The sequence below is a fragment of the Cellulosimicrobium sp. I38E genome (assembly GCF_001647255.1).
Lineage (GTDB): Bacteria > Actinomycetota > Actinomycetes > Actinomycetales > Cellulomonadaceae > Cellulosimicrobium > Cellulosimicrobium cellulans_E.
On the sequence record NZ_LUAZ01000017.1, the window covers coordinates 233221 to 253597 of the forward strand.

Below are 20377 nucleotides of genomic sequence, written 5' to 3' on the forward strand. Positions count from 1 at the left end.
GTTCTCCTTCTGAGGTCGGTGCGTGGGGCCGGACGTCGTCGTCGGCGACGATCAGTCCAGGTAGTTCTCCACCGTACCGGGGTCGCGCACGGTCGCCGCATCCGGGTCGCTCCCGAACTCGCGCGCGGCGTCGCGCTGGCGCAGCAGGTCCCAGCACTGGTCGAGCTCGACCTCGATCGCGTGCAGCCGCTCGTGCTCCTGCCTCCCGGTGATCTCCCCCTGCGCGAGCTGCTCGCGGAGCTCGCGCTCCTGCGCCACGAGGTCGCTGATCGTCCTGCGGATGCCGCCGTCGGTCGCCATGCGGTCCACGGTATGCCCGACGGCGCACGTGCGCCCGCGAGGTCGGGCGCCGCGCGGGCGTGGCGTCGGCGGCACGGCCTAGGCTCGCCGCATGACGACGACGATCGGCCGCACGGTCCTGCTCTGCCGTGACCTCGACGCGAGCGCCGCGTTCTGGGCGGACGGGTTCGGGTTCGGGACGCTGTTCCGCGGCGAGACCGAGGGGTTCCCGCTGCTGCACGTCGGCCCCGGCCGCGTCGACGAGCCCGGGCTGTGGCTCGTCCCGCTCCCCGACGGCGGCGCGCCCCTCGTGCGCCACGGGCTGCCGAACCTCGTGCTCTACGTCGACGACCTCGACGCGACCCTCGCGCGGCTCGCCGCCGCAGGGGTCGAGCCGTTCGTCGGCCCCGACGCCGACACCGAGTCCGGGGACCGGTTCGCACACGTCAACGATCCCGACGGGCACCGGGTCGTCGTCGTGCAGCTCGGTCCGGTGAGCGACCCCGCGTAGGGGCTACCGGGCCTGCACCCACGTCGCGTCGTCGGCGAGGATCGTCACCTCGTCGTCGTCGACCACGAGGAAGCCGCCGCCGATGCGCAGCTCCGCCGTCGGGCGGTCGGGCGTGCGCAGCCGCACGCGCCCGGCCTTCAAGGTCGCCGCGACGGGCTGGTGCCGCGCGAGGATCCCGAGCGTGCCGGACACCGACGGCACCGTGACGCTGCGCGCCGGGCCTGACCAGAACACCCCGGACGGCACCACCACCTCGACGGACACCAGGCGCTCCCCCACGGGTGCGGCGGTCTCGGACGGTGACGGCGCGACGGGCACGGAGGATCCTCCTCGACGACGGGTGGCGGAGCCTCCGAGTCTCGCGCCCGAGCGCGCTTCGGACCCGCCGTCTTTCGTCCCTTCCCCGTCGCCGGAGGTCACCGAGCACGACCACGTGCCGAGCTCGGGGTCGCTCCCCACGCAGGGCGCATCCTGGGGAGGAACCCCGGTTTGGGCGGCCGGACGTCCCCGCGCGACCGGAATCACGTTGACGGCGGCGGTGTGCGAGGCGCACCATCGAGGGTGACGGTTGCCGAGGGCAGCCGTTCGTCGTGCCGGACGGCACGACCACGGATCAGGTCGCGCCGGACGGCGCGCCGCACGGGACGAGGAGACGCGGATGCACGGCACCGCAGGCTGCGGGGTGGCCATGACGGCCTGCTCGGGCGCCCTCCCCTCCCGCACCGTCACCCGCTGAGCCCTTCAGCCGGACGCCGACCCGGCGCCCCGCCCCGTCGAGCGCTGGGCATTCGTCGTCATCTCCCCGACGACCGACGACCCGCGCTCAGCAGGTCTTGGCGACGGCGGTCGCGGGCACGCCGTCATCCCCACCCTCCCCGCTCGGCCGAGCGGCGCCGTCGTGCGCCATGGCGACCCTGCGTCGTCGTGAGCCGACCTCCTGCGCCGCGGCACGCCGTCGGGCAGGGTGGGACCGTACCGACACGGAAGCCCTGAACCCATGATTCCCCTGACCGAGAAGCAGATCCGCGCGTCGTTCGTCAACGCGTCCAAGCGCGAGGCCGCGCAGGCGACCCTCCCCGAGCTCGACTCGCTCGACTGGGACCGCCTCGACTACCTCGGGTGGCGCGACCGCAAGGCGCCGCTGCTGGCGTACGCCGTCGTCGTGGTCGAAGGCGAGCCCCGCGGCGTCCTGCTGCGCTCCACCGACGCCAAGACGGGCGGCATGCGCAAGCGTGCCGTCTGCGCGTGGTGCGAGGACGTCGTCGTGACGGACGACGTCAGCCTCTACGTCGCGCGGCGCGCCGGCGCCGCCGGGCGCCGCGGCAACACCGTCGGCACCCTCATCTGCACGCAGTTCCTGTGCTCGCAGAACGTGCGCCGCGCCCCGACCCGCACCGAGATCGGCGACGACGAGTCGATGCGCGAGCTGTTCGTCGAGCTCCGCGTCGACGGCCTCCGCGAACGCTCCGCCCGCTTCGTCACCGAGGTCATGCGCGACGCCTGACGCACCACGGCTCTACCTCGGCCCACCAGGGCTCTACCTCGGCGGAGCGGAGGGCGAGCTGGACGCCGAGGGCGAGGGCGGAGCGGGGGTGTGACGGGTCGTGGCGGGTCTGGCGGGAGCCGCGAGGGACGAGCGGCGGATGGAGGACCCGTCGCGCCCCCGCGGAGCCTTCGCCCGGACGGAACCCTCGGAACCGTCCCGCCACCACGGCCACCAGTTCCAGCGCCCGAGGAGCGTCATCGTCGCGGGGAGCAGGAGCCCGCGCACGACGGTCACGTCGAGCAGGACGGCGACGGCCATGCCGACGCCGACCTCCTTCATCGCGACGAGCTCGCCCGCCGCGAAGCCGAGGAACACGATGCCGATGGCGACGGCCGCCGTCGTGACGACCGGGCCGGTCGCGGTGATGCCGCGGAGCACGGCCCGGTCGTTGGCGGCGCGCGGGTCCTCCCCGGGCGTGCGGGCGCGCCACTCCTCGGCCGTGCGCGCGAGGAGGAACACCTCGTAGTCGGTGGACAGGCCGAACACGAGCATGCCGATGAGCAGGGGCGTCGTGACGTCGAGCGCGCCCCAAGGCTCGAACCCGAGCAGCGAGGCGCCGACGCCGTGCTGGAACACGGAGACGAGCACGCCGAGCGTCGCAGCGAGCGTGAGCAGGTTGAGCACGAGCGCCTTGAGCGGCACGACGAGCGAGCCGGTGAGCAGGAAGAGGAGCGCGAACGTCGCGAGCACGACGACACCAGCGGCGAGCGGGAGGCGCTGCGCGAGGTGCTCCTGGGTGTCGACGACCTCGGCGGCCGGGCCGGCGACGTGCACGTCGAGGTCGCCGGTATCGATCGCGCGGATCGCGCGCAGGAGGTCCTGGGCCTCGGCGGCGGTCGCGTCGCCGCCCTCACCGACGTCGGGGGTGACGTCGACGACGAGGACCTCGGGCGGGTAGTCGGTGTCCTGCATCGCGTCCTCGACGCCGGGCAGGGCCGCGACGCGGTCGAGGTAGGCGGACGCCGCCTCGTCGCCGCGGGGTGCCTCGACGAGCACGGTGATCGGGGTGACGCCGAGGTCGGCGAAGCGCGAGGTGGACGCGTCGGCGGCGAGCCGCGCCTCGGCGTCGGCGGGCAGGGAGTGGACCTCGGAGCTGCCGAGCGTCATCGAGCCGAGCGGCACGGCGAGCGCGAGGAGGAGGGCCGTCGCGCCGAGCGTGACGAGCACGGCGTGCCGCTGCGCGGTGCGGGTGAGGCGGCCGAGCGTGCCGGCGCCGCCGCGCCCCGTCCACGGGTGGGACCACGTCCGCGCGCCCGGCGCGGGGATGGCGCGGTGCCACGTGGCGACGAGCGCGGGCACGAGCGTGAGCCCGGCGGCTGTCGCGACGAGCACGACGACGGCGCCGCCGACGGCCATGCCGGAGAGCAGCGAGTCGCCGAGCAGGAGCAGGCCGGTGAGGGCGATCGCGACGGCGAGCCCCGAGGCGAGCACGGCGCGCCCGGCCGTCGCGAGCGTGCGCCCGACGAGCTCGTCGAGCGGAAGCCCCGGGTTCTCGGCGCGCTCCTCGCGGAAGCGCGCGAGCACGAGCAGGGAGTAGTCGACGGTGAGGCCGAGGCCGAGCAGCGTCACGACGTTCACGGCGAACTCGTTGACGGGCACGATCCCCAGCAGGCCGCTGAGCACGAGCAGCGCGACCGCGATCGCGGCGAGTGCGGACAGCAACGGCACCAGGCCCGCGCGCAGGCCACCGAGGACGACGACGAGCACGACCAGCAGGACGGCGATCGCCACGCCCTCGCCCACGGCGGCGTCGGTGATCGCCTGGTCGACGAACGCCTCCTCGGCGAGCAGCGCCCCGCCGACGAGGACCTCGGGGGTGTCTATGGTGTGGAGCGCGTCGGCGACCTGGTGCGCGAGGGCCAGCGCCTCGTCGTCGGACAGCGCGGGGTCGAGCTCGACGACGACCAGCGAGCCCTGGCCGTCGTCGGCGATGAGGCCGCCGCCCGTGTAGGCGTCGAACAGCTCGACGACGCCCGGCATCGCGCGGATGCCGTGCATGACCTCGCTCGCCTGGGCGATCAGCTCCGTGGAGAAGTAGTCGCGCCCCGAGAGGACGGCGACGACGGTCTCGCCCTCGGGCTCGAGCTCGTCGAGGCGCTCCGCGGCGAGCGCGGAGGCACTGCCGGGCGGGGCGGGCTCGACGTCGGTGGTCTTGTCGAAGACGGCGCCGCCGAGCACCGCGCCGAGGACGAGGAGGACGGCCCAGACGCCGAGGACGACGGCGCGACGGTGCGCGGCGAACCGTCCGGTCCGGTGCAGGAGGCGTCCGAGCGCCATGGGCTGTCCTCCTCGTCGAGGAACGTCGTGCGGGAGTCGTGCGAGGCCCCGCGGGAGCGAGGACGTGAGGTGAGCACCCTACGCGAGGGTGGGAGCGCCGTCGGACCACGCTCCGCCCGTGCGGGGGGCGCCTCGGGGAACCGAGGTGGAGAAGGGATGAGACGGGACGGGCGGGGACGGCTCGTGCTGCCGCCCCCGCCCGGTCCGTCCCGGGGCGGGCGACTCACGCCGCCCGCCCCGGGGTCTCAGCTCAGCCGCAGGACGCGGCCTCGTAGGCGACGTCCGCCTGGAACGTCAGGTCGCCGCCCGTCGCGGACACCTGGGCGGTGCCCGCCTCGACCGAGGTCGAGCGCGTCGCGAACGACTGGTACGCGGAGGCCCCCGGCTGGACGCCGGTCACCGTCTTCGTCCCGAACGGCGTCGTCAGCGTGATGTCGGCCGGCACCGTGTCGTCGTTCGTGGCACGGACCGCGACGTAGACCTTGCCCGCCATGCAGCGGGTCTGGACCGTCGTCGAGATCGCGAGCTCCTCGACCGGCTCGTCGGTCAGCGCCTTGAACCGGATGTTCCGGTAGTTGACCATCTCGCCGCTGCCGTGGTTCTGGATGCCGACGAAGCTGTTCACGAGCCGGGCCGGGTCGGTGCTCGTGAAGTCGTTGACGAGCACGTCGTTGAGGTAGATGCGGATGCGGTCTCCCTCGACCCGGATGTCGTACGCGTTCCACTGCCCGACCGGCTTGAGGGCGGCGTCACGGGCCGCCTCGTCGGCGCCCTGGAACGTGTAGACCGCGCCGGTGGTGCGGTCGTCGGCGTCCGTCGCGTCGATCTGGATCTCGTAGCCCTTGTTGACGGCCACCCACGGGTCGTCGCCCGGGTTCGGGAACCCGACGAACACGCCGCCGTTGTCGTCCTTCGTGAGCTTCCAGTCGAGCTTCAGGCTGTAGTTCTCGCCGAGCTCCTGGTCGTACCAGAGCAGGCCCATGCCACCCGCACCGCGGATCGAGCAGTCCTCCTGGCGGCCGAAGCCACCCGGACCGGCCATGCGCCAGCCCTCCTGGAGGCTCGCGAGGGTGCCGTCGTAGATCGCGGTGTAGCCGTCCTCGACCTCACCCGGCGAGCAGATGTCCGGGTTCTCGCCGATCGAGAGCACGTCGATGTTGATGTTGCCCTCGTCGCCGGTCTCGTACGCGAGCGTGATGGTGTTGACTCCGGCCTGGAGCTCGAGGTTGCGCGTCAGCACGCCCCAGTCCTTCCAGCTCCCCGTCGTGGGGAAGTTCCACTGACCGAGGTCCTGGCCGTTCACGTGCAGCGAGACGTTCTTCGCGCGCAGCGTCGTGTACGGGTGGATGCCGTTGGCGTAGCGCACGTTGACCGGGTAGGTGCCCGCCTCGGGGACGGTCACGGAGAACGTGCGGCCGGCGCCGACGCTCGTCATGCCCGCGGCGAAGCCGGAGCCCGAGTAGTTGCTGTGGTCCGAGCCGATGCTCGAGCTGCCGAGGGGCTGCGCGAGCTCCGCCTCGTACCAGCCGCGGTCGGCCGGGGCGACGTAGCCGGGGAGCGAGTTGAGCGTGTACCAGGCCTCGGTGCTGAGGAGCTCGGTGCCCTCCGCGGACGCGAACGGGCGCGGCGAGCGGATGTAGACGACGTGGCCGGGCTTGAGGCCGTCGATCTTCAGCGTGACGGTCGTGCGGTCCTCGGACACCGTGGCGTCGGTGACGAAGAGGGGCTCCTCGTCGACCTTCGGGCCGCCGTACTGCTGCGTCGGCACGTAGCGCCACTGCTTGACCTGGTAGGCGTCGGCGAGCTTCTCGACGACCTCGTCGGACACCGGGTCGGTGTACTCGATCTCGAAGCCGCCCTCGACCACGCGCATCTCCTTCATGTCGAAGGAGTCCTCGTTCACGGGCACGAGCTTCTGGAGGCCGAACCGGAGCTTGCCCGACTCGCCCCAGTTGCCACCCTCACCGGTACCGCCGGCGTACAGCGCGCCGTCGGGGCCGTAGATGACACGGTTCACGCCGACCTCGAGGCCCGCGGTGTGGCGGAAGACCGCACCCTGGAACTCGCCGTCGACCTTCTCGAGGAACGCGCGCTGGATGCCGCCGTACGTGACGTCGCCGAGCAGCATCTGGCCGGCGAACTCGCCGTCCTCGACGAGGATCGGGTTGCCCGGGGAGTTGGCGATCTCGTTCTGCGGGAGCCACACGGCCGGCGGGGCGACGGGGTTCGAGTCGAACGGCCCGGCCGGGTTCGTGTAGTGGTTGTAGAACTTGTCCTGCTGCACGTGGATGAGCTTGTTCGACGGGAGCCAGGCGCCCTGGTTGTCCGTCGCGAAGATCTCGCCCTCGGGGCCGAAGCCGATGCCGTTGGGCGTGCGGAGGCCGCCCGCGACGTAGGTGACCTCGCCGGTCTCACGGTCGATCTTGATCGACGTGCCGCGGTTGGCCGCCGGCTGCGGGTTGGTCGTCGCGCCGCCGTTGTTGATGGCGACGGACAGGTTGACGTAGAAGTAGTCCTCGTCGTGGATCAGGCCGAACGCGAACTCGTGGAAGTTGCCGCCGTCGGGCCACTCCGCGATCTTCGTGTGCTGGTCGTAGAAGCCGTCGCCGTCGGGGTCGGTGAGCTGCGTGAGCTGGTAGCGCTCCGAGACGAAGATCGAGTCCTCGACGACCTCGATGCCCATCGGGTTCAGCAGCTCGTCCGCGACCTTGGTCGCCGTGACGTCCTCGGGGCCGTCGGCCGTGGTGACGCCGTCGAGGAAGTACACCTCGCCGGACACCGGGTCCGGACGCCAGCCGCCGGAGCTGACCTCGCCCGTCGTCACGACGGCGAGCTTCTCGTCCGGCGTGAACGCCAGACCCGAGACCTTCGGCTCGAAGCCCGCGGGGCGCAGGTCGACGAGGTCGTAGTTGGGGTTGACCGTGTCGAGGCGCAGACCGTCGCCGGCCGTGTCGGTGGCGCCCTCGCAGTACTTGTACCCGGGCGCGGTCACGCGCACGACGCCGGCCTCGGTGCTGAGCGCCGAGGTCGGGATCACCTGGAAGGAGGAGCTGCCCGGCGTCTTCCACGCGAGCGTGAGGCGCTGCTTGTCGCCGCCCTCGTAGTAGTCGACCCGGAGGTCGTGCACGCCCGCCGTGAGGGTCGCGCTGCCCTCGACGGAGGTCGAGTCGTTCGGGCCGTCGTTCTCGACGACGAGCTGGCCGTCGATGTAGACGAGCGCCCCGTCGTCGTTGGTCACCCGGAACTGGTACTGACCGTCGGCGGGGACGTGCAGGTTCGCGCTGACCTGCGAGATGAAGTTGTCCTCCGCGCCGAACTGCTCGGCCGTCGACCAGTCGATGGTCGGCATGAGCTTGTCGACGTTGGGTGTCTGGCCGGACTTGAGGGTGCAGACGGCCCCGGGGTTCTGCGCGAGCTGGAAGGTGCGCAGCGTGACGCCGGGCTCCTGCTCGGGAAGGTCGGCCGCGGCGGGGACGGCCCAGCCCGCGACGACCACGGCGCCGAGGGTGAGGGCGGCCGCGCCGCGTCGGTACCTGATCCGGCGGGACACCGGCAGGCTGGTGCGTTCGAGCATCGTTGCTCCCTAATACTCGGTCGGACTTCGAGTCCACGGAGCGTAACCCCTGCCTGGCTCCGTCGATGACAACGCTGGACAGGCTAGCCCTCGTTCTATCGATGTGTCTACAACTTCCGACTCGTGATCGACAAAAGTGCTCTGGCCTGCCCGGACGTACGCTCAGAGGCATGAGCGCACGCCACGGCGACATCGCCGACAGCACCGCGTCCCGGCCGTTCGCGCAGGTCGACGTGTTCACCGAGGTCCCGACCCTCGGCAACCCCGTCGCGGTCGTGCTCGACGGCGACGGGCTCACGGACGAGCAGATGGCCGCCTTTGCCCGCTGGACGAACCTCTCGGAGACGACATTCCTCCTGCCGCCCAGCCCCGACGGGGCCGCCGGCGGCGCCGACTACCGCCTGCGGATCTTCACCCCCGGCGGCGAGCTGCCCTTCGCCGGGCACCCGACGCTCGGCTCGTGCCACGCGTGGCTCGAGGCGGGCGGCGCGCCCCGGGCGGGCGACGCCGTCGTGCAGGAGTGCGGCGTCGGGCTGGTGACGATCCGGCGCGAGGTGCGCGCCGCCGTCGGGCCGGACGACGAGCCCGAGGGCACCGGGAGGCTCGCGTTCGCTGCGCCCGACCTGCTCGCCGACGAGCCGGTGCCGGCCGACGACCTCGCCGCGATCGTCGCCGCGCTGGGCGTCCCGGACGACGCCGTGCACGACCACCGCGTCCTCGACAACGGGCCGGGCTGGCGCGTCGTGCTGCTCGACTCCGCCGACCGCGTCGCCGGGCTCGCGCCGGACTGGTCGAGGCTGCGCGTCGAGCACCCTGACCTCTCCGTCGGGGTCGCCGGGCTGTATGGGGACGACGGCGGTCCCGACGGCGCGGCGGTCGAGGTCCGGGGGTTCGCGCTCGCCATGGGTATCCCGGAGGACCCGGTCACCGGGAGCCTCAACGCCGTCGTCGGGCAGTGGCTCGTGCGCGATGGCCGCCTCCCGGATCGCTACGTCGCGGCCCAGGGCGCGGCGCTCGGACGGGCGGGCCGCGTGCACGTGGAGCGCGACGGGTCGGGGACGGTCTGGGTCGGCGGCGCGAGCGTCACGTGCGTCGCGGGGACCGTCCGCCTCTGACCCGGCGCCGGTGACGGGCCGAGGCCTCGCCACCGAACCCGGGGACATCGCCGGGTCCGGCGCCCGGTCCCGGCGATATCCACGGGCTCGGCGGGCCCCGGGCTCCGTAGACTGGGGCAAGTGTCAAGAACCCCACCTGTTTCCGGGTCCGACCGCGCCCTGACGGACCGCGCGGTCGTCGCGCGCGCCCGCTGGGCGCTCATGGTGCAGTTCGGGCTGTTCGGGGTCATCGGCGCGTCCTGGATGAGCCGCCTGCCCTCGGTGCGGGAGGCGCTCGGGATCAGCGCCAGCCAGCTCGGCCTGCTGCTCGTCGTCGGCGGCCTGGGGTCGCTCGTGTCCGTGGTGTCCGCGGGCGCGGTCGTGGCACGGTTCGGCAGCCGCACGACGCTCGTCGTCGCGACCGTGGGGAACGTCGTCGGGTTCGGGCTCGTCGCGCTCGGCACCGGGACGGGCGGGGTCGTCCTCTTCGCGGCCGGGGCGTTCCTCAACGGCGTGTGCGGCGCCCTGACCAACGTGCCGATCAACATCTGCGCGGCGTCCGTCGAGCAGCACGTGGGGCGGGCGATCCTGCCCCACTTCCACGCCGCGTTCTCGATCGGCGCCGCGTGCGGCGCGCTCGTCGCGGCCGCGTTCTCGTGGGCGCACGTCGGCATCACGGCGCAGATCCTCGTCGTGACGCTCGCCGTCACCGTGGCGCGCGCCGTGCTCATCGCCCCCGCGACCGCGCTCGCGCCCGACCGGGTCGCTCCCGGCGCGCCTGCGCCGTCGGGCGCCACCGACCCGGACGACGACGGCGCCGCGCCCGCAGCCGCGACCTCGCCGCGCCGCGGGGCCGGGGTCCGCGCCGCGCTCGCCGCGTGGCGCGAGCCGCGCACGCTGCTGATCGGGCTCGTGCTGCTCGCGTCGTCGCTGTCCGAGGGGTCGGCGGGTAACTGGCTCTCCATCGCGGTTGTCGACGGGTTCGAGGTGCGCGAGGCGCTCGGCGCCGTCGCGTACGGCACGTTCGTCGGCGCGATGACGGTGTTCCGGTTCGCCGGGACGGGCCTCATCGACCGGTTCGGGCGCGTGTCGGTGCTGCGCGCGTCGGGCGTCTCGGCGCTCGTCGGCCTGCTCGTCTTCGGCCTCGCGTCGAGCCTGCCGCTCGCGTGGGTCGGGATCGTCCTGTGGGGCTGCGGAGCGGCGCTCGCCAACCCCGTCGCCATCGCCGCGGCGTCCGACGACCCCGCCCACGCCGCGCCGCGCGTCGCCGTCGCGACGTCGTTCTCGACCGTCGCGATGCTCACCGCGCCGCCGCTGCTCGGCCTGCTCGTCGACCAGGTCGGGGCCCGCCACATGCTCCTGGTCATCTGCGCCGCGACCGTCCTGTCGCTCGCCGTGGCCGGGCAGGTGCGCCCGCTCCCCCGACCGGCGCCCCACCCCGTCACGACGACCCTCGCGGAGGACGCCGAGCCCGCGAGGTAGGACCACGACCGTCCACCTCGGCCGCGGCGCCCGGTCGCATGACCGAGAATCGACCCGTGGAGGTCGCCGAGAAGGCCGCGACGCTGCGGCGTGAAGCGCGCGAGCGTGCCCTGGCCCGGCCGCGGCAGCCGTTCGCGGGGACGGTCCGGGACGATGCCCCGGACGGCGTCGCGATGCGCCGGTACGTGCCGGAGGCGCACGACGCCGGCGCCGCGGTCGTGTTCCTGCACGGCGGGTACGGGCTGTTCGGGGACCTGGAGCTCCAGGACGCCTCGTGCCGGCGCATCGCGACCGCGCTCGCGTCCGTCGTCGTCTCCGTCGACTACCGGCTCGCGCCCGAGGGCACGCTCGCCGAGGCTGCGGGCGACGCGCTCGTCGCGCTCGCGCTCCTCGCCGCGGAAGGGGTCGAGCGGGTGGCCCTGTTCGGCGACTCCGCGGGCGGGACGGTCGCCGTCGCGGCCGCCCGCCGGGCGCACGGGACGCCGCTCGCGCCGGCGTGGCTGGCGCTGACGAACCCCAACCTCGACCTCACGCTCGGGTCGTTCGACCGGGATCGGCCGGGTGGGCCCGACGCCGCGCTGTCCGCCGCGTCGTTCCGCGCGTGGGCGCGGGTGGGGCACCTCGCGGACGCGCCGCGGTTCGACGTCGACGCGTCGGCGCTCCCGCCGACGTTCCTCGCGGTCGGTGACCAGGACGCCCTGCTCCCCGAGGCCCGGACGCTCGCGGCGTCGTGCGCGCGCGACGGCGTCCGGTGCGAGCTCGTCGAGGTGCCCGGAGCGAGCCACGGGTTCCTCGGCGGCGACGACGGGCCCGCGGTGCTCGCCGACCTCCGGGCGTTCGTGCGCGACGTCTGACCGCGCACGCGCGAGAGCCCCGCCCGCGGGTGCGCGGACGGGGCTCTCGGTGCCGGGTGACTCAGCCGCGCAGGCCGAGGATCGACGTGTAGCTGCGCCGGGCGTTGCCGAACGAGTCGACCGGGTTCGGCGGGACGGCGGTCGTGGGGGCGTTGTCCTGCTCCCAGATGCCCCAGCGCGTGCCGCGTGCCTTCGTCGCACGGAGGAACTCGCGGTAGGGCAGGTCGCCCGCGTCGAACTCGATGATGTCGAACCCGTTCGGGTTCGCCTCGTTGCGTGCGCCGTCCTTGAGGTGCAGGAGCGGGTAGCGGTGCGGGTTGTTGCGCACGTAGTCGATGGGCTCGAAGCCGGGGAAGCGGTACTGACCCACGAAGGCCCAGTAGACGTCCATCTCGAGGAACACGTGGCGGGGGTCGGTGTTGTCGAAGAAGACGTCGTACAGACGCACCTCCGGCTGGTCCGTCGCGAACGCGAACTCGCCCGCGTGGTTGTGCTGGTAGAGCTTGAGCCCTGCCGCGCTCGCCTGGGCGCCCCAGGCGTTGAACTCGTCCGCGGCGGCACGGTACCCGTCGACCGTGTTGACGTTCGTCGGGGCGTTCGCGGTGCCGACGTGCGGCATGCCGAGGATGTTGGCGATCTCGAGCTGGCGCGGGAGGTCGTTGCGCAGCGCGTTGAGGCTGACGTGGGAGCCGACGGCGCGCAGCCCGTTGTCGTCGAGGAGCTGGCGGATCTCCTCCGGGGTGATCGCGCCGACCTGGCCCTGGGTGTAGCCGGCGAACTCGATCTCGGAGTAGCCGATGTCCGCGAGCTGCTCGAACACCGCGCGGAACCCGAGGCTCGAGACCTTGTCACGGATCGAGTAGAGCTGGATGCCGATCTTGCCCGGGGGGACCAGGCGACCGTTGCCTGCGGCCGCGAGCGGCCCGGCCGCGGTCGGAGCGGGGGCGGCGTTGGCCACGGGGGCGACGGCGGCACCGAGGCCGACGGCCACGGTCGACGTCGCGAGCGCCTTGATCAGGCTGCGGCGCGTCATCTGAGACTTGCTCATCGTCTCTCCTTCGAGGGATGTGACGGTGCGGCTCGGGCGAGCCGCACCGCGGTGGTACAGGTCGGCAGCGAGTCAGCGGCACGCGGCGCTCGTCGTCACCGACGACAGGTCCTCGGGCGGTCCGCTTGGTCGTCCGTCCTGGTCAGGGCCGAACAGCACCCTGCGTGTGGTCCTCCTCGTCTCGTCCTCGAGCGAGTCCTCCGCACGTCGGCGTGCCGGAGGAGCGCGTCCAACCGTGCCAGGCGGCCATTCACCTACCACCCGGTCGTCATCCTACGAGACTTCTGTCGGGTGTCAATCAAAAGGTGACGGTTCGCCGATGGACGGGCGGTGCGCAGAGGGGCGGCGGCGCGTGGGTCGGCCGGAGCCGCCTGCCGGAGGGGGAACGGCGGTCGCCGTGCCCCCCGGCACTCGGGTCACCTGGCGGCCCGGCAGGCCTACGATCCCTGCGTGCCCCGACCACGACGCGTCCGCCCCCGCGACCGCCTGACGTTCGCGCTCGAGGACGACGCGCCCGATCTCGACCCTGACCTCGGCGCCGAGAGCGGCCCCGTTCCCGCCGGTCACCCAGCCTCCCCCTCGACCGCGGACGGCGCGACCACGGACGAGACCGACCGGACGGCCCCGGCTCGACGGCGTCGGGCGCGCACCGCGCTCGCGACGGTCGGCGTGGCAGCGGCTGTGGTCGTCGGCATGGTCGTCGTCGACACGATGGCGGCGCGCCCCTCGATCGAGGCCCTGCGCCGCTCGCCCGGAGGGGTTCTTCCCGTCGCGACCGCCCCGTCCGAGCTCTGGAGGGTTCCCGGGCCGACCTGGGGCGGGATCGCGACCCTGCCCGGTCTGCTCGTCGTCGTCAGGGACGACGAGGCGACGGCGTACGACCTCGACACGGGGAGCCCACGGTGGTCCGTCGACGTCCCGGCGGGCTCGGCGTGCGGGGATCCTCTCGTGGGGACCGAGCGCGGAACGACCGTGCCCGGCGACACGCTCGTGTGCCTGACCTCCGACGGCCCGACGCTCACGACGGCGTCGCCGACGGGCCTCCCGCTCACCGGTCCCCCGACGCTCGTGGCGGGGGAGCCCGCGGTGGTCACCGTCCTGGACGCGTCCGGGGCGGTCGTCGCGACGCGCACTCTCGACGCCGCGCGCGGCTGGTCGTCCGTCGGCCCGGACGGCACCGTCGCGCGGTTCCGGCGCGTCGGCGGCGACCCGGGCGGTCGCCTCGTCGACGTCGATCCCGCCTCGGGTCGGCCGACGGACCTCTCGGGAGGGCTCAATGTGGTCGTGACGCTGGAGGACGCCGCGACCGGGGACATCCTCTGGGAGCACGAGCTGCCCTTCGTCGGCTCGGAGGCCGCCGGCGGCTGCCAGCAGTACGGCACCGAGGACGGCACGACCTTCGCCGACCTCGACGGCGGACGGCTCGACCTGGTCCAGGGCGAGCTCCTCGTCGCCCACGGCTGCGGGGTCGAGGCGTGGTTCTCGCACGACGGGGCACGTCTCGACGACCCGAGGTCCTCCACCGACGGCCTCGTCGCGCTCCCCGACGGTTCGATCGCCCGCGACCCGGACGGTTCGTGGAACGGCGGCTGGACGGCGGGCGACCAGCCTGTGACGGTGACACCGGCGCTCCTCGATCCCGACGGCACGGTGCTCTGGGAGGCACCGGGACGGATCCTCGTCCCGTACGCGACCGACGGGTCCGCCGACGAGCTCGTCCTGGTACGGCGCCCTGCCGACCTCGAGGCCTACGACGCGGCAGGCACGCCCCGCTGGACCTCCAGCGCCGCCAGCGCCCCGCTCCTCGTGTACGCGGTGGCCGGCGGGACCGTCGTCGCGCTGCGGGACACGGACAGCGCGCTCGTCGGGATCGACGTCGAGACCGGCCATGAGCTCTGGTCGCTGACACCGAACGAGGTGCGCGCGATCGACGAGGGCCGAGGCGGGAGCAGCGACGACCTCGCCCCCGACGTGTGGTTCAGCCGGATCCTGACCGACGGCGACCGCGCCTTCGTGGTGGTCGCGAGCTGGAGCGGCAGCGCGTCTCGCGTCGTGGCCCTCGACCTCCACGACGGCCGGGTCGCGTGGCGCGGCGACGCGACGAGCGCGGTCACGTACCTCGCGGTCCAGGGTCGACTCCTGCGTGTCGACGACTCCACCGTGGCGCGCCTGGGCTGAGCCGCCCACCGCGGGCCCTCAGCCCCCGGCATGCGCCCGGGCGGCGGGGACGATCACGGTGTGGACGCAGCGCCACGCGTCGCCGCGACGGACGAACGTGTCGACCGACCGCTCCTCGTCGTGGAACGGCGTCCCCTGCCACGTGCCCGCCGAGACGCCGCGTGCGAGGGTCACCGCGACGTCGTCGTGCACGCTCACCGCGACGAGCGCGTCGCCCCACGCGCGCAGCAGCGCGGCAACGGCCGTACGGGTCCTCGGGTCCTGCCGTCATGGCGCCGCACCTCGCTCCTCGGCGCCCGGTCAGCGCGCGAGCCACTCCTTGCGCTCCGCGGGCGGCAGCTTCTCCACCGCGGCGCGCAGCACGTCGCGCGGCATGGTCGCGGCATGGTCCTCGAGGAACGCGCGCAGCCGCTCGGGCTCGACGTCACCCGCGTGGCGCAGCATCCAGCCGACGCCCTTCTGCACGTACGGCTCGGGGTCGTCGACGAGGACCCCGGAGAGCCGGAACGTGTCGTCGACCTGGCCGCGGCGCAGGAAGGCGGCCGTCGCGACGATCGCGGTGCGCCGACGCGGCCAGTCCGGCGCCTGGGCGAGGCTGTCGAGGACGTCGCGCGGCCGGTCGAGGAGCCATGAACCGAGCACCTGGTACGCGGTGAGGTCCACCAGGTCCCACGTGTCGATCCGGTCGTGACGACGCAGGAAGAGCTCGACCAGCTCCGCGTGCCGCTCGACGGCTACGCGCCGGGCCGTCGCCGACTTGCCCATGATCGAGCAGCCGCCCGCGCGGACCTCGTGGACCCGGTCCTCGAGCAGCAGCTCGATCTGGTCCACCGGCAGGTCCAGCGCGCTCTTCGCGAGCGTGAACACGTCGCCCATCCTGACCCCGGCGAGCGTGTCGTCGCCGGGGAAGTAGCGGGCGTACGCGCGGCGCTGGGCCGCGGTCGCGCGCGCGAGCAGGTCGGCGCGGAAGTCGGTCGCCGTCGTGTACGGCGGCATCGTCCTCCTCCTCTCGTGCGGGCGGTCGCCCGCGGTCCTGCGGTCCGCGGCGCGGCGCGCCCGTGGTCCGTGCGCTCAGCGCGGCGCCATGCGGATCGCGCCGTCGAGGCGGATCACCTCGCCGTTGAGCATCGGGTTCTCGACGATCGCGCGCACCAGGTGCGCGTACTCCTCCGGGCGGCCGAGCCGGCTCGGGTGCGGCACCTGCGCGCCGAGCGACTCCTGCGCCGCCTCGGGCAGCGACGCCATCATCGGTGTGCGGAAGATGCCCGGCGCGATCGTCATGACCCGGATCCGGTGCTGCGCGAGGTCGCGCGCGAGCGGCAGCGTGAGGCCCGCGACGCCCGCCTTGGAGGCCGCGTAGGCGGCCTGGCCGACCTGGCCGTCGAACGCCGCGACCGACGCGGTCTGCACGACGACGCCACGCTCCTCCCCCGCCGAGCCCTCACCGTCGGGCCCCAGCGGGTCGAGCGCGAGCATGCGCTCGGCCGCGAGCCGGACGACGTTGAACGTCCCCACGAGGTTGACGTCCACGACCCGCCGGAACGCGTCGAGCGCGTGCACCCCGGACCTGCCGAGCACGCGCTGCGCGAGCACGATCCCGGCGCAGCTCACGACGACGCGCGCCCCGCCGAGGGCGTCCGCGGCGTCGAGCGCCCGCGCGACGTCGTCCTCGCTCGTCACGTCCGTGGGGACGAACCGCGCCGCGTCACCGAGCGCGTCGGCGACCGCGACGCCGTCGGACGACGCGAGGTCCGCGAGGACCACCCGCGCCCCCGCCGCGACCAGACCCTCCGCCGTCGCGCGCCCGAGGCCCGAGGCCCCTCCCGTCACCAGGGCGACCGTGCCCTCGATCCGCATGTCTCACCCTCCGTCACCTGCGCGGGCGCCGTCGCCCGCCCCGCTGACCGTACCCAGGTCGACCCGCAGGTCGCGAGATCGACCCACCGAAGGTCGATCTCGGACGCACGGGTCGATCTCACGGCGGCCCCGCGACGAGGTCAGTGCGACGGCATCTCCAGGCACCCGCCGTCGGCGATCGGGCCGCCCGCGTCGAGCGTCACGGCGTCGGGCGCGACCGCCCCGTACACGCAGCCGCCGGGGACCGCGACCCCCACACCGACGACCGGGACGACGTCGCCGAAGGCGTTCCTGTCCACGACCTGCACGTTCTCGAACCCCGCCGCGACGAGCGCGGCCGAGACCTCGTCGCCGTCGACGGCCGACCCGTCGGCGACCGGGTCGAGCGCGGCCTGGACGGCGGGCACCGCGAGCGCCGCCTCGGCGTCGGTCTCGGGCGTGCCCGTCCGCTGCCGGTACGCCTCGTTGGACGCGTCGAGCCCGGTCTCCTGCCCGACGGCGGTCGTGTCCTCGGCCGTCGCGGTGACCTCGGGCTCGGACGCGTCGTACGACTCGGCCCACCGCTCCATGGCGACCCCGACGAACAGGAAGTACCCCACGACGCCCACGCACGCGAAGATCACGAGTCCCACGACCACGCCGACGACGGCGCTCCCGAGGCGCGACGTGCCGTCCGTGCGGGAGTCGTCCAGGTCGGGCGTGGCCATGTCGCGAGTCTGACGGGCCGGGTGGTGGCCGGCGACCGCGGGCGCGGCCTCGACCCGAGATCTTCACATCTCGGGCGTCGTCGGGTGCAGGATGGGAGGCGAACCATCCCCGTCCGACCGTCAGGAGAGTCCCGCATGAGCCTGTACGACATCCCGTTCGACGCCATGGACGGGACGACGCACACCCTGCGCGAGCACGCGGACGACGTCGTACTCGTCGTGAACGTCGCGTCGCGGTGCGGCCTCGCGCCGCAGTACGCGACGCTCGAGGCGATGCAGGAGAAGTACCGCGACCGTGGCTTCACCGTCATCGGGTTCCCGAGCAACCAGTTCCTCCAGGAGCTCGGCACCAACGAGGCGATCCAGGAGTTCTGCTCGCTGACGTACGGCGTGACGTTCCCCGTGGTCGACCGCGTCCGCGTCAACGGGCGCCACGCCCACCCGCTCTACCGGGAGCTGAAGAAGGCCGAGGACGCCGAGGGCAAGGCCGGCCGGGTCACGTGGAACTTCGAGAAGTTCGTCGTCGTGCCCGGCGGCGAGGTGCACCGCTTCCGCCCCCGCACCCTTCCCGACGACCCGGCGATCGTCGACCTCGTCGAGGCGCACCTGCCGCGCTGAGCGCGCGCCACCCTGCGGACGGTCGTGAGCGCGGTCCTCGCGCGGGGTGTCAGCGCACGACGAGCGCGGGGTGCCGCGCGTCGTCGACCCGCGCGACGACGTCGGCCACGTCCGCGGGGCGCACCTCCCGCTCGTAGCGCGCGTACGCGTCGAGCGTCCAGGCGTCCTCCGCCGCGGTGCGGCGCGCGAGCGTCGGCGCGCGCAGCGCCAGGTGGACGGAGAGGTCGACGGCGAGCCCGCGGCCGAGGGCCAGCGCGCCGTCGAGCACGACGACGAGCCCCGGCTCCGCGGCGACGTAACCCGCGCGCGTCGACCGGCTCGTCGCGGGGTCGCGCAGGCTCGGCAGGTAGCGCCCGGACCCGCCCGGGCCGACGGCGTCGAGCACCTCGCGGTTGAGGCCCGCCACGTCGATCCACGCGTCGAGCAGCGCGTCCGGGTCCTCCCGGCCGTGCTCGAGCCGCAGCGACGCGGGGCGCCAGAAGTCCTGCACGCGCACCCGCGCGACGGGTCGGCCGGCAGCCCGCAGGGGCGCGACCAGCAGGTCCGCGAGCGCCTCGGGCCGTGCGGACGGGTGACCGTCGACGAGGAGCCGCACCGCGCCGTCGGGCCCCGTCGCCCGGTCGCGGCGCCGGAACCCGAGGACGAGGTCCACGACCCGGTCCACGAGGACGCCCTCGGTCACCGGTTCGACGCGCACGGCCGTCAGGACTCCTCGGCGCGCCGCAGCATCCCGCGGAGCGCGGTGTCCACGAGCGCGTCGACGTACTCGTCGGTCAGGGGGCCGCTGCGCCGGAGCCACCGGTTCAGCACGGGACCCCAGATGATGTCGGCCGCGACGTCGAGGTCCAGGTCGTCCGCGAGCTCCCCGGCCTCCTGCGCGCTGCGCAGCCTCGCCCGCTTGGCCTCGCGGAGCGGCGCGTCGAGGCGCTCGTGGTACGCCGCGGCCAGCGCCTCGTCGTGCGCGACCTCGGTGGCCAGCGCACGCATCGGCTCGGCGAGGCGTGGGTCGTTCAGCTCGGCGACGGTCGCCCGGAGCACGAGGGTGAGGTCGGCCCGGAGGTCTCCGGTGTCGGGGAGCTGCGGCGTCTCGCCCTCCCCCGACTCGCTGAGGAGGAGGAACGCGTCGAAGAGGACGGCGGCCTTCGAGGGCCACCAGCGGTAGATCGTCTGCTTGCCGACGCCGGCGCGCGCGGCGATCCCCTCGATGCTCAGGCGTGCGTACGGCACCTCCTGGAGAAGCTCGAGCGTGGCCGTGAGGACGGCACGGCGGGAGCTCTCCTTGCGGCGTGCGGGATCGGGATGCGACATGCCTTCAGCGTAGCCGCAAAGAGACGAGACGTTCCGTCTTGTCATACCGGCAACCATGGTCTACGGTCGCTCTCACAACGAGACGCAACGTCTCGTCTTACCTGAGGAGCATCCTTGCGCCACACCTCTCCCTCTCCCCGCACCTGGTTCATCACCGGCGCGAGCCGCGGCCTGGGGCGCGCGCTCGCCGTCGCCGCGCTCGAGCGTGGCGACCAGGTGGTCGCCACGGCGCGGACGGCGAACGCGAACGCGTTCGACGCCCGGCACCGTGACCGCGTCCTCGCGCTGCCCCTGGACGTCACCGACAAGAGCGCGGTCGACGCCGCGGTGGCGGCCGCAGTCGACCGGTTCGGCCGCCTCGACGTCGTCGTGAACAACGCCGGCACCCTGTCCATGGGCATGGTCGAGGAGTTCACCGAGACCGAGGCCCGCGCCCAGCTCGAGGTCAACTTCTTCGGCGCACTGTGGGTCAGCCAGGCGGTGCTGCCGCCCCTGCGGGCGCAGGGCTCGGGGCACCTGCTCCAGGTCTCGAGCATCGCCGCGCTCGGCGGCTTCCCGAGCACGGGGCTGTACAGCGCGAGCAAGTTCGCGCTCGAGGGCATGAGCGAGGCCCTCGCGGCGGAGGCCGCGTCGTTCGGCGTGAAGGTCACCGTGGTGCAGCCCGGCGGCTACTGGACCGACCTGTACACGAGCATGGCCTCGACCACCCCCGCCGAGCCGTACGCGCTCCTGCGCGCCGAGCTCGAGCGCCAGTGGGCCGACGGGTCGGTGGACAGCGACCCGCGGCTCGCCGCCGAGGCGATGCTCACGCTCGTCGACAGCGACGACCCTCCGCTGCGCCTGCTCCTGGGCAGCATGGTCTACGACGTCGCACAGCACGTCACGGCGCAGCGCCTCGAGACCTGGGCCGCGTGGGAGCACGTCAGCCGCGCCGCCGAGCAGGCCGTGGCCCAGCCCGAGGCCGCGCACTGACGGCCCACCACCCGGCGAGCGCCCGCACCACGGCGCCCGACGCCGCCCCGCACCCCCGGACCCCGTCCGCCC

At 73.9% G+C, this 20377-nt stretch carries 19 protein-coding genes; 8 read left to right on the forward strand and 11 right to left on the reverse strand.

Features of this window, described 5'->3' with window-relative positions; translation table 11 throughout:
• Nucleotides 1–51: 51 nt before the first annotated feature.
• A complete protein-coding gene (locus tag A0J59_RS06290; protein ID WP_047230971.1) occupies nucleotides 52–300 on the reverse strand; it encodes a DUF2630 family protein in 249 nt (82 codons plus the stop codon).
• Between the two features lie 91 nt (nucleotides 301–391).
• On the opposite strand from A0J59_RS06290, the gene A0J59_RS06295 reads away from it, so the two are divergent.
• Nucleotides 392–790, forward strand: coding sequence for a VOC family protein (locus A0J59_RS06295; protein ID WP_064315561.1), 399 nt, complete (start codon nucleotides 392–394; stop codon nucleotides 788–790).
• Between the two features lie 3 nt (nucleotides 791–793).
• Here A0J59_RS06295 and atpC read toward each other — a convergent pair whose 3' ends face one another.
• The gene (gene atpC / locus A0J59_RS21800) at nucleotides 794–1108 is read right to left on the reverse strand and encodes an ATP synthase F1 subunit epsilon (RefSeq protein WP_172820027.1); all 315 of its coding nucleotides are present in this window, start codon (nucleotides 1106–1108) and stop codon (nucleotides 794–796) included.
• A 679-nt stretch (nucleotides 1109–1787) separates the two neighbouring features.
• Between atpC and A0J59_RS06305 the strand changes: the two genes are divergently transcribed.
• Nucleotides 1788–2294 (forward strand): FBP domain-containing protein, encoded by a 507-nt coding sequence (locus A0J59_RS06305; protein ID WP_064315562.1) that lies wholly within the window; start codon nucleotides 1788–1790, stop codon nucleotides 2292–2294.
• Nucleotides 2295–2327: 33 nt separating this feature from the next.
• Here the strand turns inward: A0J59_RS06305 and A0J59_RS06310 are convergent, their stop codons facing one another.
• A complete protein-coding gene (locus A0J59_RS06310) occupies nucleotides 2328–4613 on the reverse strand; it encodes an efflux RND transporter permease subunit (protein WP_064315563.1) in 2286 nt (761 codons plus the stop codon).
• Nucleotides 4614–4863: 250 nt separating this feature from the next.
• Nucleotides 4864–8187 carry a family 16 glycoside hydrolase gene (locus A0J59_RS06315; RefSeq protein ID WP_064315564.1) on the reverse strand — a complete coding sequence of 1108 codons (3324 nt, stop codon included), beginning with the start codon at nucleotides 8185–8187 and terminating at the stop codon, nucleotides 4864–4866.
• A 170-nt stretch (nucleotides 8188–8357) separates the two neighbouring features.
• Here A0J59_RS06315 and A0J59_RS06320 point away from each other — a divergent pair, with 170 nt between their 5' ends.
• The 3 genes from A0J59_RS06320 to A0J59_RS06330 all read left to right on the forward strand — a co-directional run bounded on the left by A0J59_RS06320 (nucleotide 8358) and on the right by A0J59_RS06330 (nucleotide 11617).
• Nucleotides 8358–9302, forward strand: a complete 945-nt coding sequence (locus A0J59_RS06320; RefSeq protein ID WP_064315565.1) for a PhzF family phenazine biosynthesis protein — start codon at nucleotides 8358–8360, stop codon at nucleotides 9300–9302.
• A gap of 120 nt (nucleotides 9303–9422) precedes the next feature.
• On the forward strand, nucleotides 9423–10763 hold the full coding sequence (locus A0J59_RS06325) for a sugar MFS transporter (protein ID WP_156532839.1): 1341 nt from the start codon (nucleotides 9423–9425) through the stop codon (nucleotides 10761–10763).
• A gap of 56 nt (nucleotides 10764–10819) precedes the next feature.
• Entirely contained in the window at nucleotides 10820–11617 is a 798-nt protein-coding gene (locus A0J59_RS06330) for an alpha/beta hydrolase (RefSeq protein ID WP_064315566.1), read from the forward strand.
• Between the two features lie 61 nt (nucleotides 11618–11678).
• Here the strand turns inward: A0J59_RS06330 and A0J59_RS06335 are convergent, their stop codons facing one another.
• The gene (locus A0J59_RS06335; protein WP_047230968.1) at nucleotides 11679–12665 is read right to left on the reverse strand and encodes a sugar phosphate isomerase/epimerase; all 987 of its coding nucleotides are present in this window, start codon (nucleotides 12663–12665) and stop codon (nucleotides 11679–11681) included.
• Nucleotides 12666–13115: 450 nt separating this feature from the next.
• Between A0J59_RS06335 and A0J59_RS06340 the strand changes: the two genes are divergently transcribed.
• A complete protein-coding gene (locus A0J59_RS06340; protein WP_064315567.1) occupies nucleotides 13116–14843 on the forward strand; it encodes a PQQ-binding-like beta-propeller repeat protein in 1728 nt (575 codons plus the stop codon).
• A gap of 18 nt (nucleotides 14844–14861) precedes the next feature.
• Here A0J59_RS06340 and A0J59_RS06345 read toward each other — a convergent pair whose 3' ends face one another.
• The 4 genes from A0J59_RS06345 to A0J59_RS06360 form a co-directional block, all read right to left on the reverse strand.
• Nucleotides 14862–15041: a hypothetical protein gene (locus A0J59_RS06345; RefSeq protein ID WP_053370429.1), complete on the reverse strand. Its 180-nt coding sequence runs from the start codon at nucleotides 15039–15041 to the stop codon at nucleotides 14862–14864.
• Between the two features lie 102 nt (nucleotides 15042–15143).
• Nucleotides 15144–15839 (reverse strand): DNA alkylation repair protein, encoded by a 696-nt coding sequence (locus A0J59_RS06350; RefSeq protein ID WP_052877338.1) that lies wholly within the window; start codon nucleotides 15837–15839, stop codon nucleotides 15144–15146.
• A gap of 75 nt (nucleotides 15840–15914) precedes the next feature.
• Nucleotides 15915–16700: an SDR family NAD(P)-dependent oxidoreductase gene (locus A0J59_RS06355; protein ID WP_047230967.1), complete on the reverse strand. Its 786-nt coding sequence runs from the start codon at nucleotides 16698–16700 to the stop codon at nucleotides 15915–15917.
• 140 nt (nucleotides 16701–16840) lie between these two features.
• Nucleotides 16841–17407, reverse strand: coding sequence for a hypothetical protein (locus A0J59_RS06360; RefSeq protein ID WP_053370426.1), 567 nt, complete (start codon nucleotides 17405–17407; stop codon nucleotides 16841–16843).
• A gap of 135 nt (nucleotides 17408–17542) precedes the next feature.
• On the opposite strand from A0J59_RS06360, the gene A0J59_RS06365 reads away from it, so the two are divergent.
• On the forward strand, nucleotides 17543–18025 hold the full coding sequence (locus A0J59_RS06365; protein ID WP_047230965.1) for a glutathione peroxidase: 483 nt from the start codon (nucleotides 17543–17545) through the stop codon (nucleotides 18023–18025).
• 49 nt (nucleotides 18026–18074) lie between these two features.
• Here the strand turns inward: A0J59_RS06365 and A0J59_RS06370 are convergent, their stop codons facing one another.
• Together A0J59_RS06370 and A0J59_RS06375 are read right to left on the reverse strand one after the other, a co-directional pair.
• Nucleotides 18075–18722, reverse strand: coding sequence for a hypothetical protein (locus A0J59_RS06370; RefSeq protein WP_064315568.1), 648 nt, complete (start codon nucleotides 18720–18722; stop codon nucleotides 18075–18077).
• 5 nt (nucleotides 18723–18727) lie between these two features.
• Nucleotides 18728–19333: a TetR/AcrR family transcriptional regulator gene (locus A0J59_RS06375; protein ID WP_047230964.1), complete on the reverse strand. Its 606-nt coding sequence runs from the start codon at nucleotides 19331–19333 to the stop codon at nucleotides 18728–18730.
• Between the two features lie 114 nt (nucleotides 19334–19447).
• On the opposite strand from A0J59_RS06375, the gene A0J59_RS06380 reads away from it, so the two are divergent.
• Nucleotides 19448–20305 carry an SDR family NAD(P)-dependent oxidoreductase gene (locus A0J59_RS06380; RefSeq protein ID WP_064315569.1) on the forward strand — a complete coding sequence of 286 codons (858 nt, stop codon included), beginning with the start codon at nucleotides 19448–19450 and terminating at the stop codon, nucleotides 20303–20305.
• Nucleotides 20306–20377: the final 72 nt, after the last annotated feature.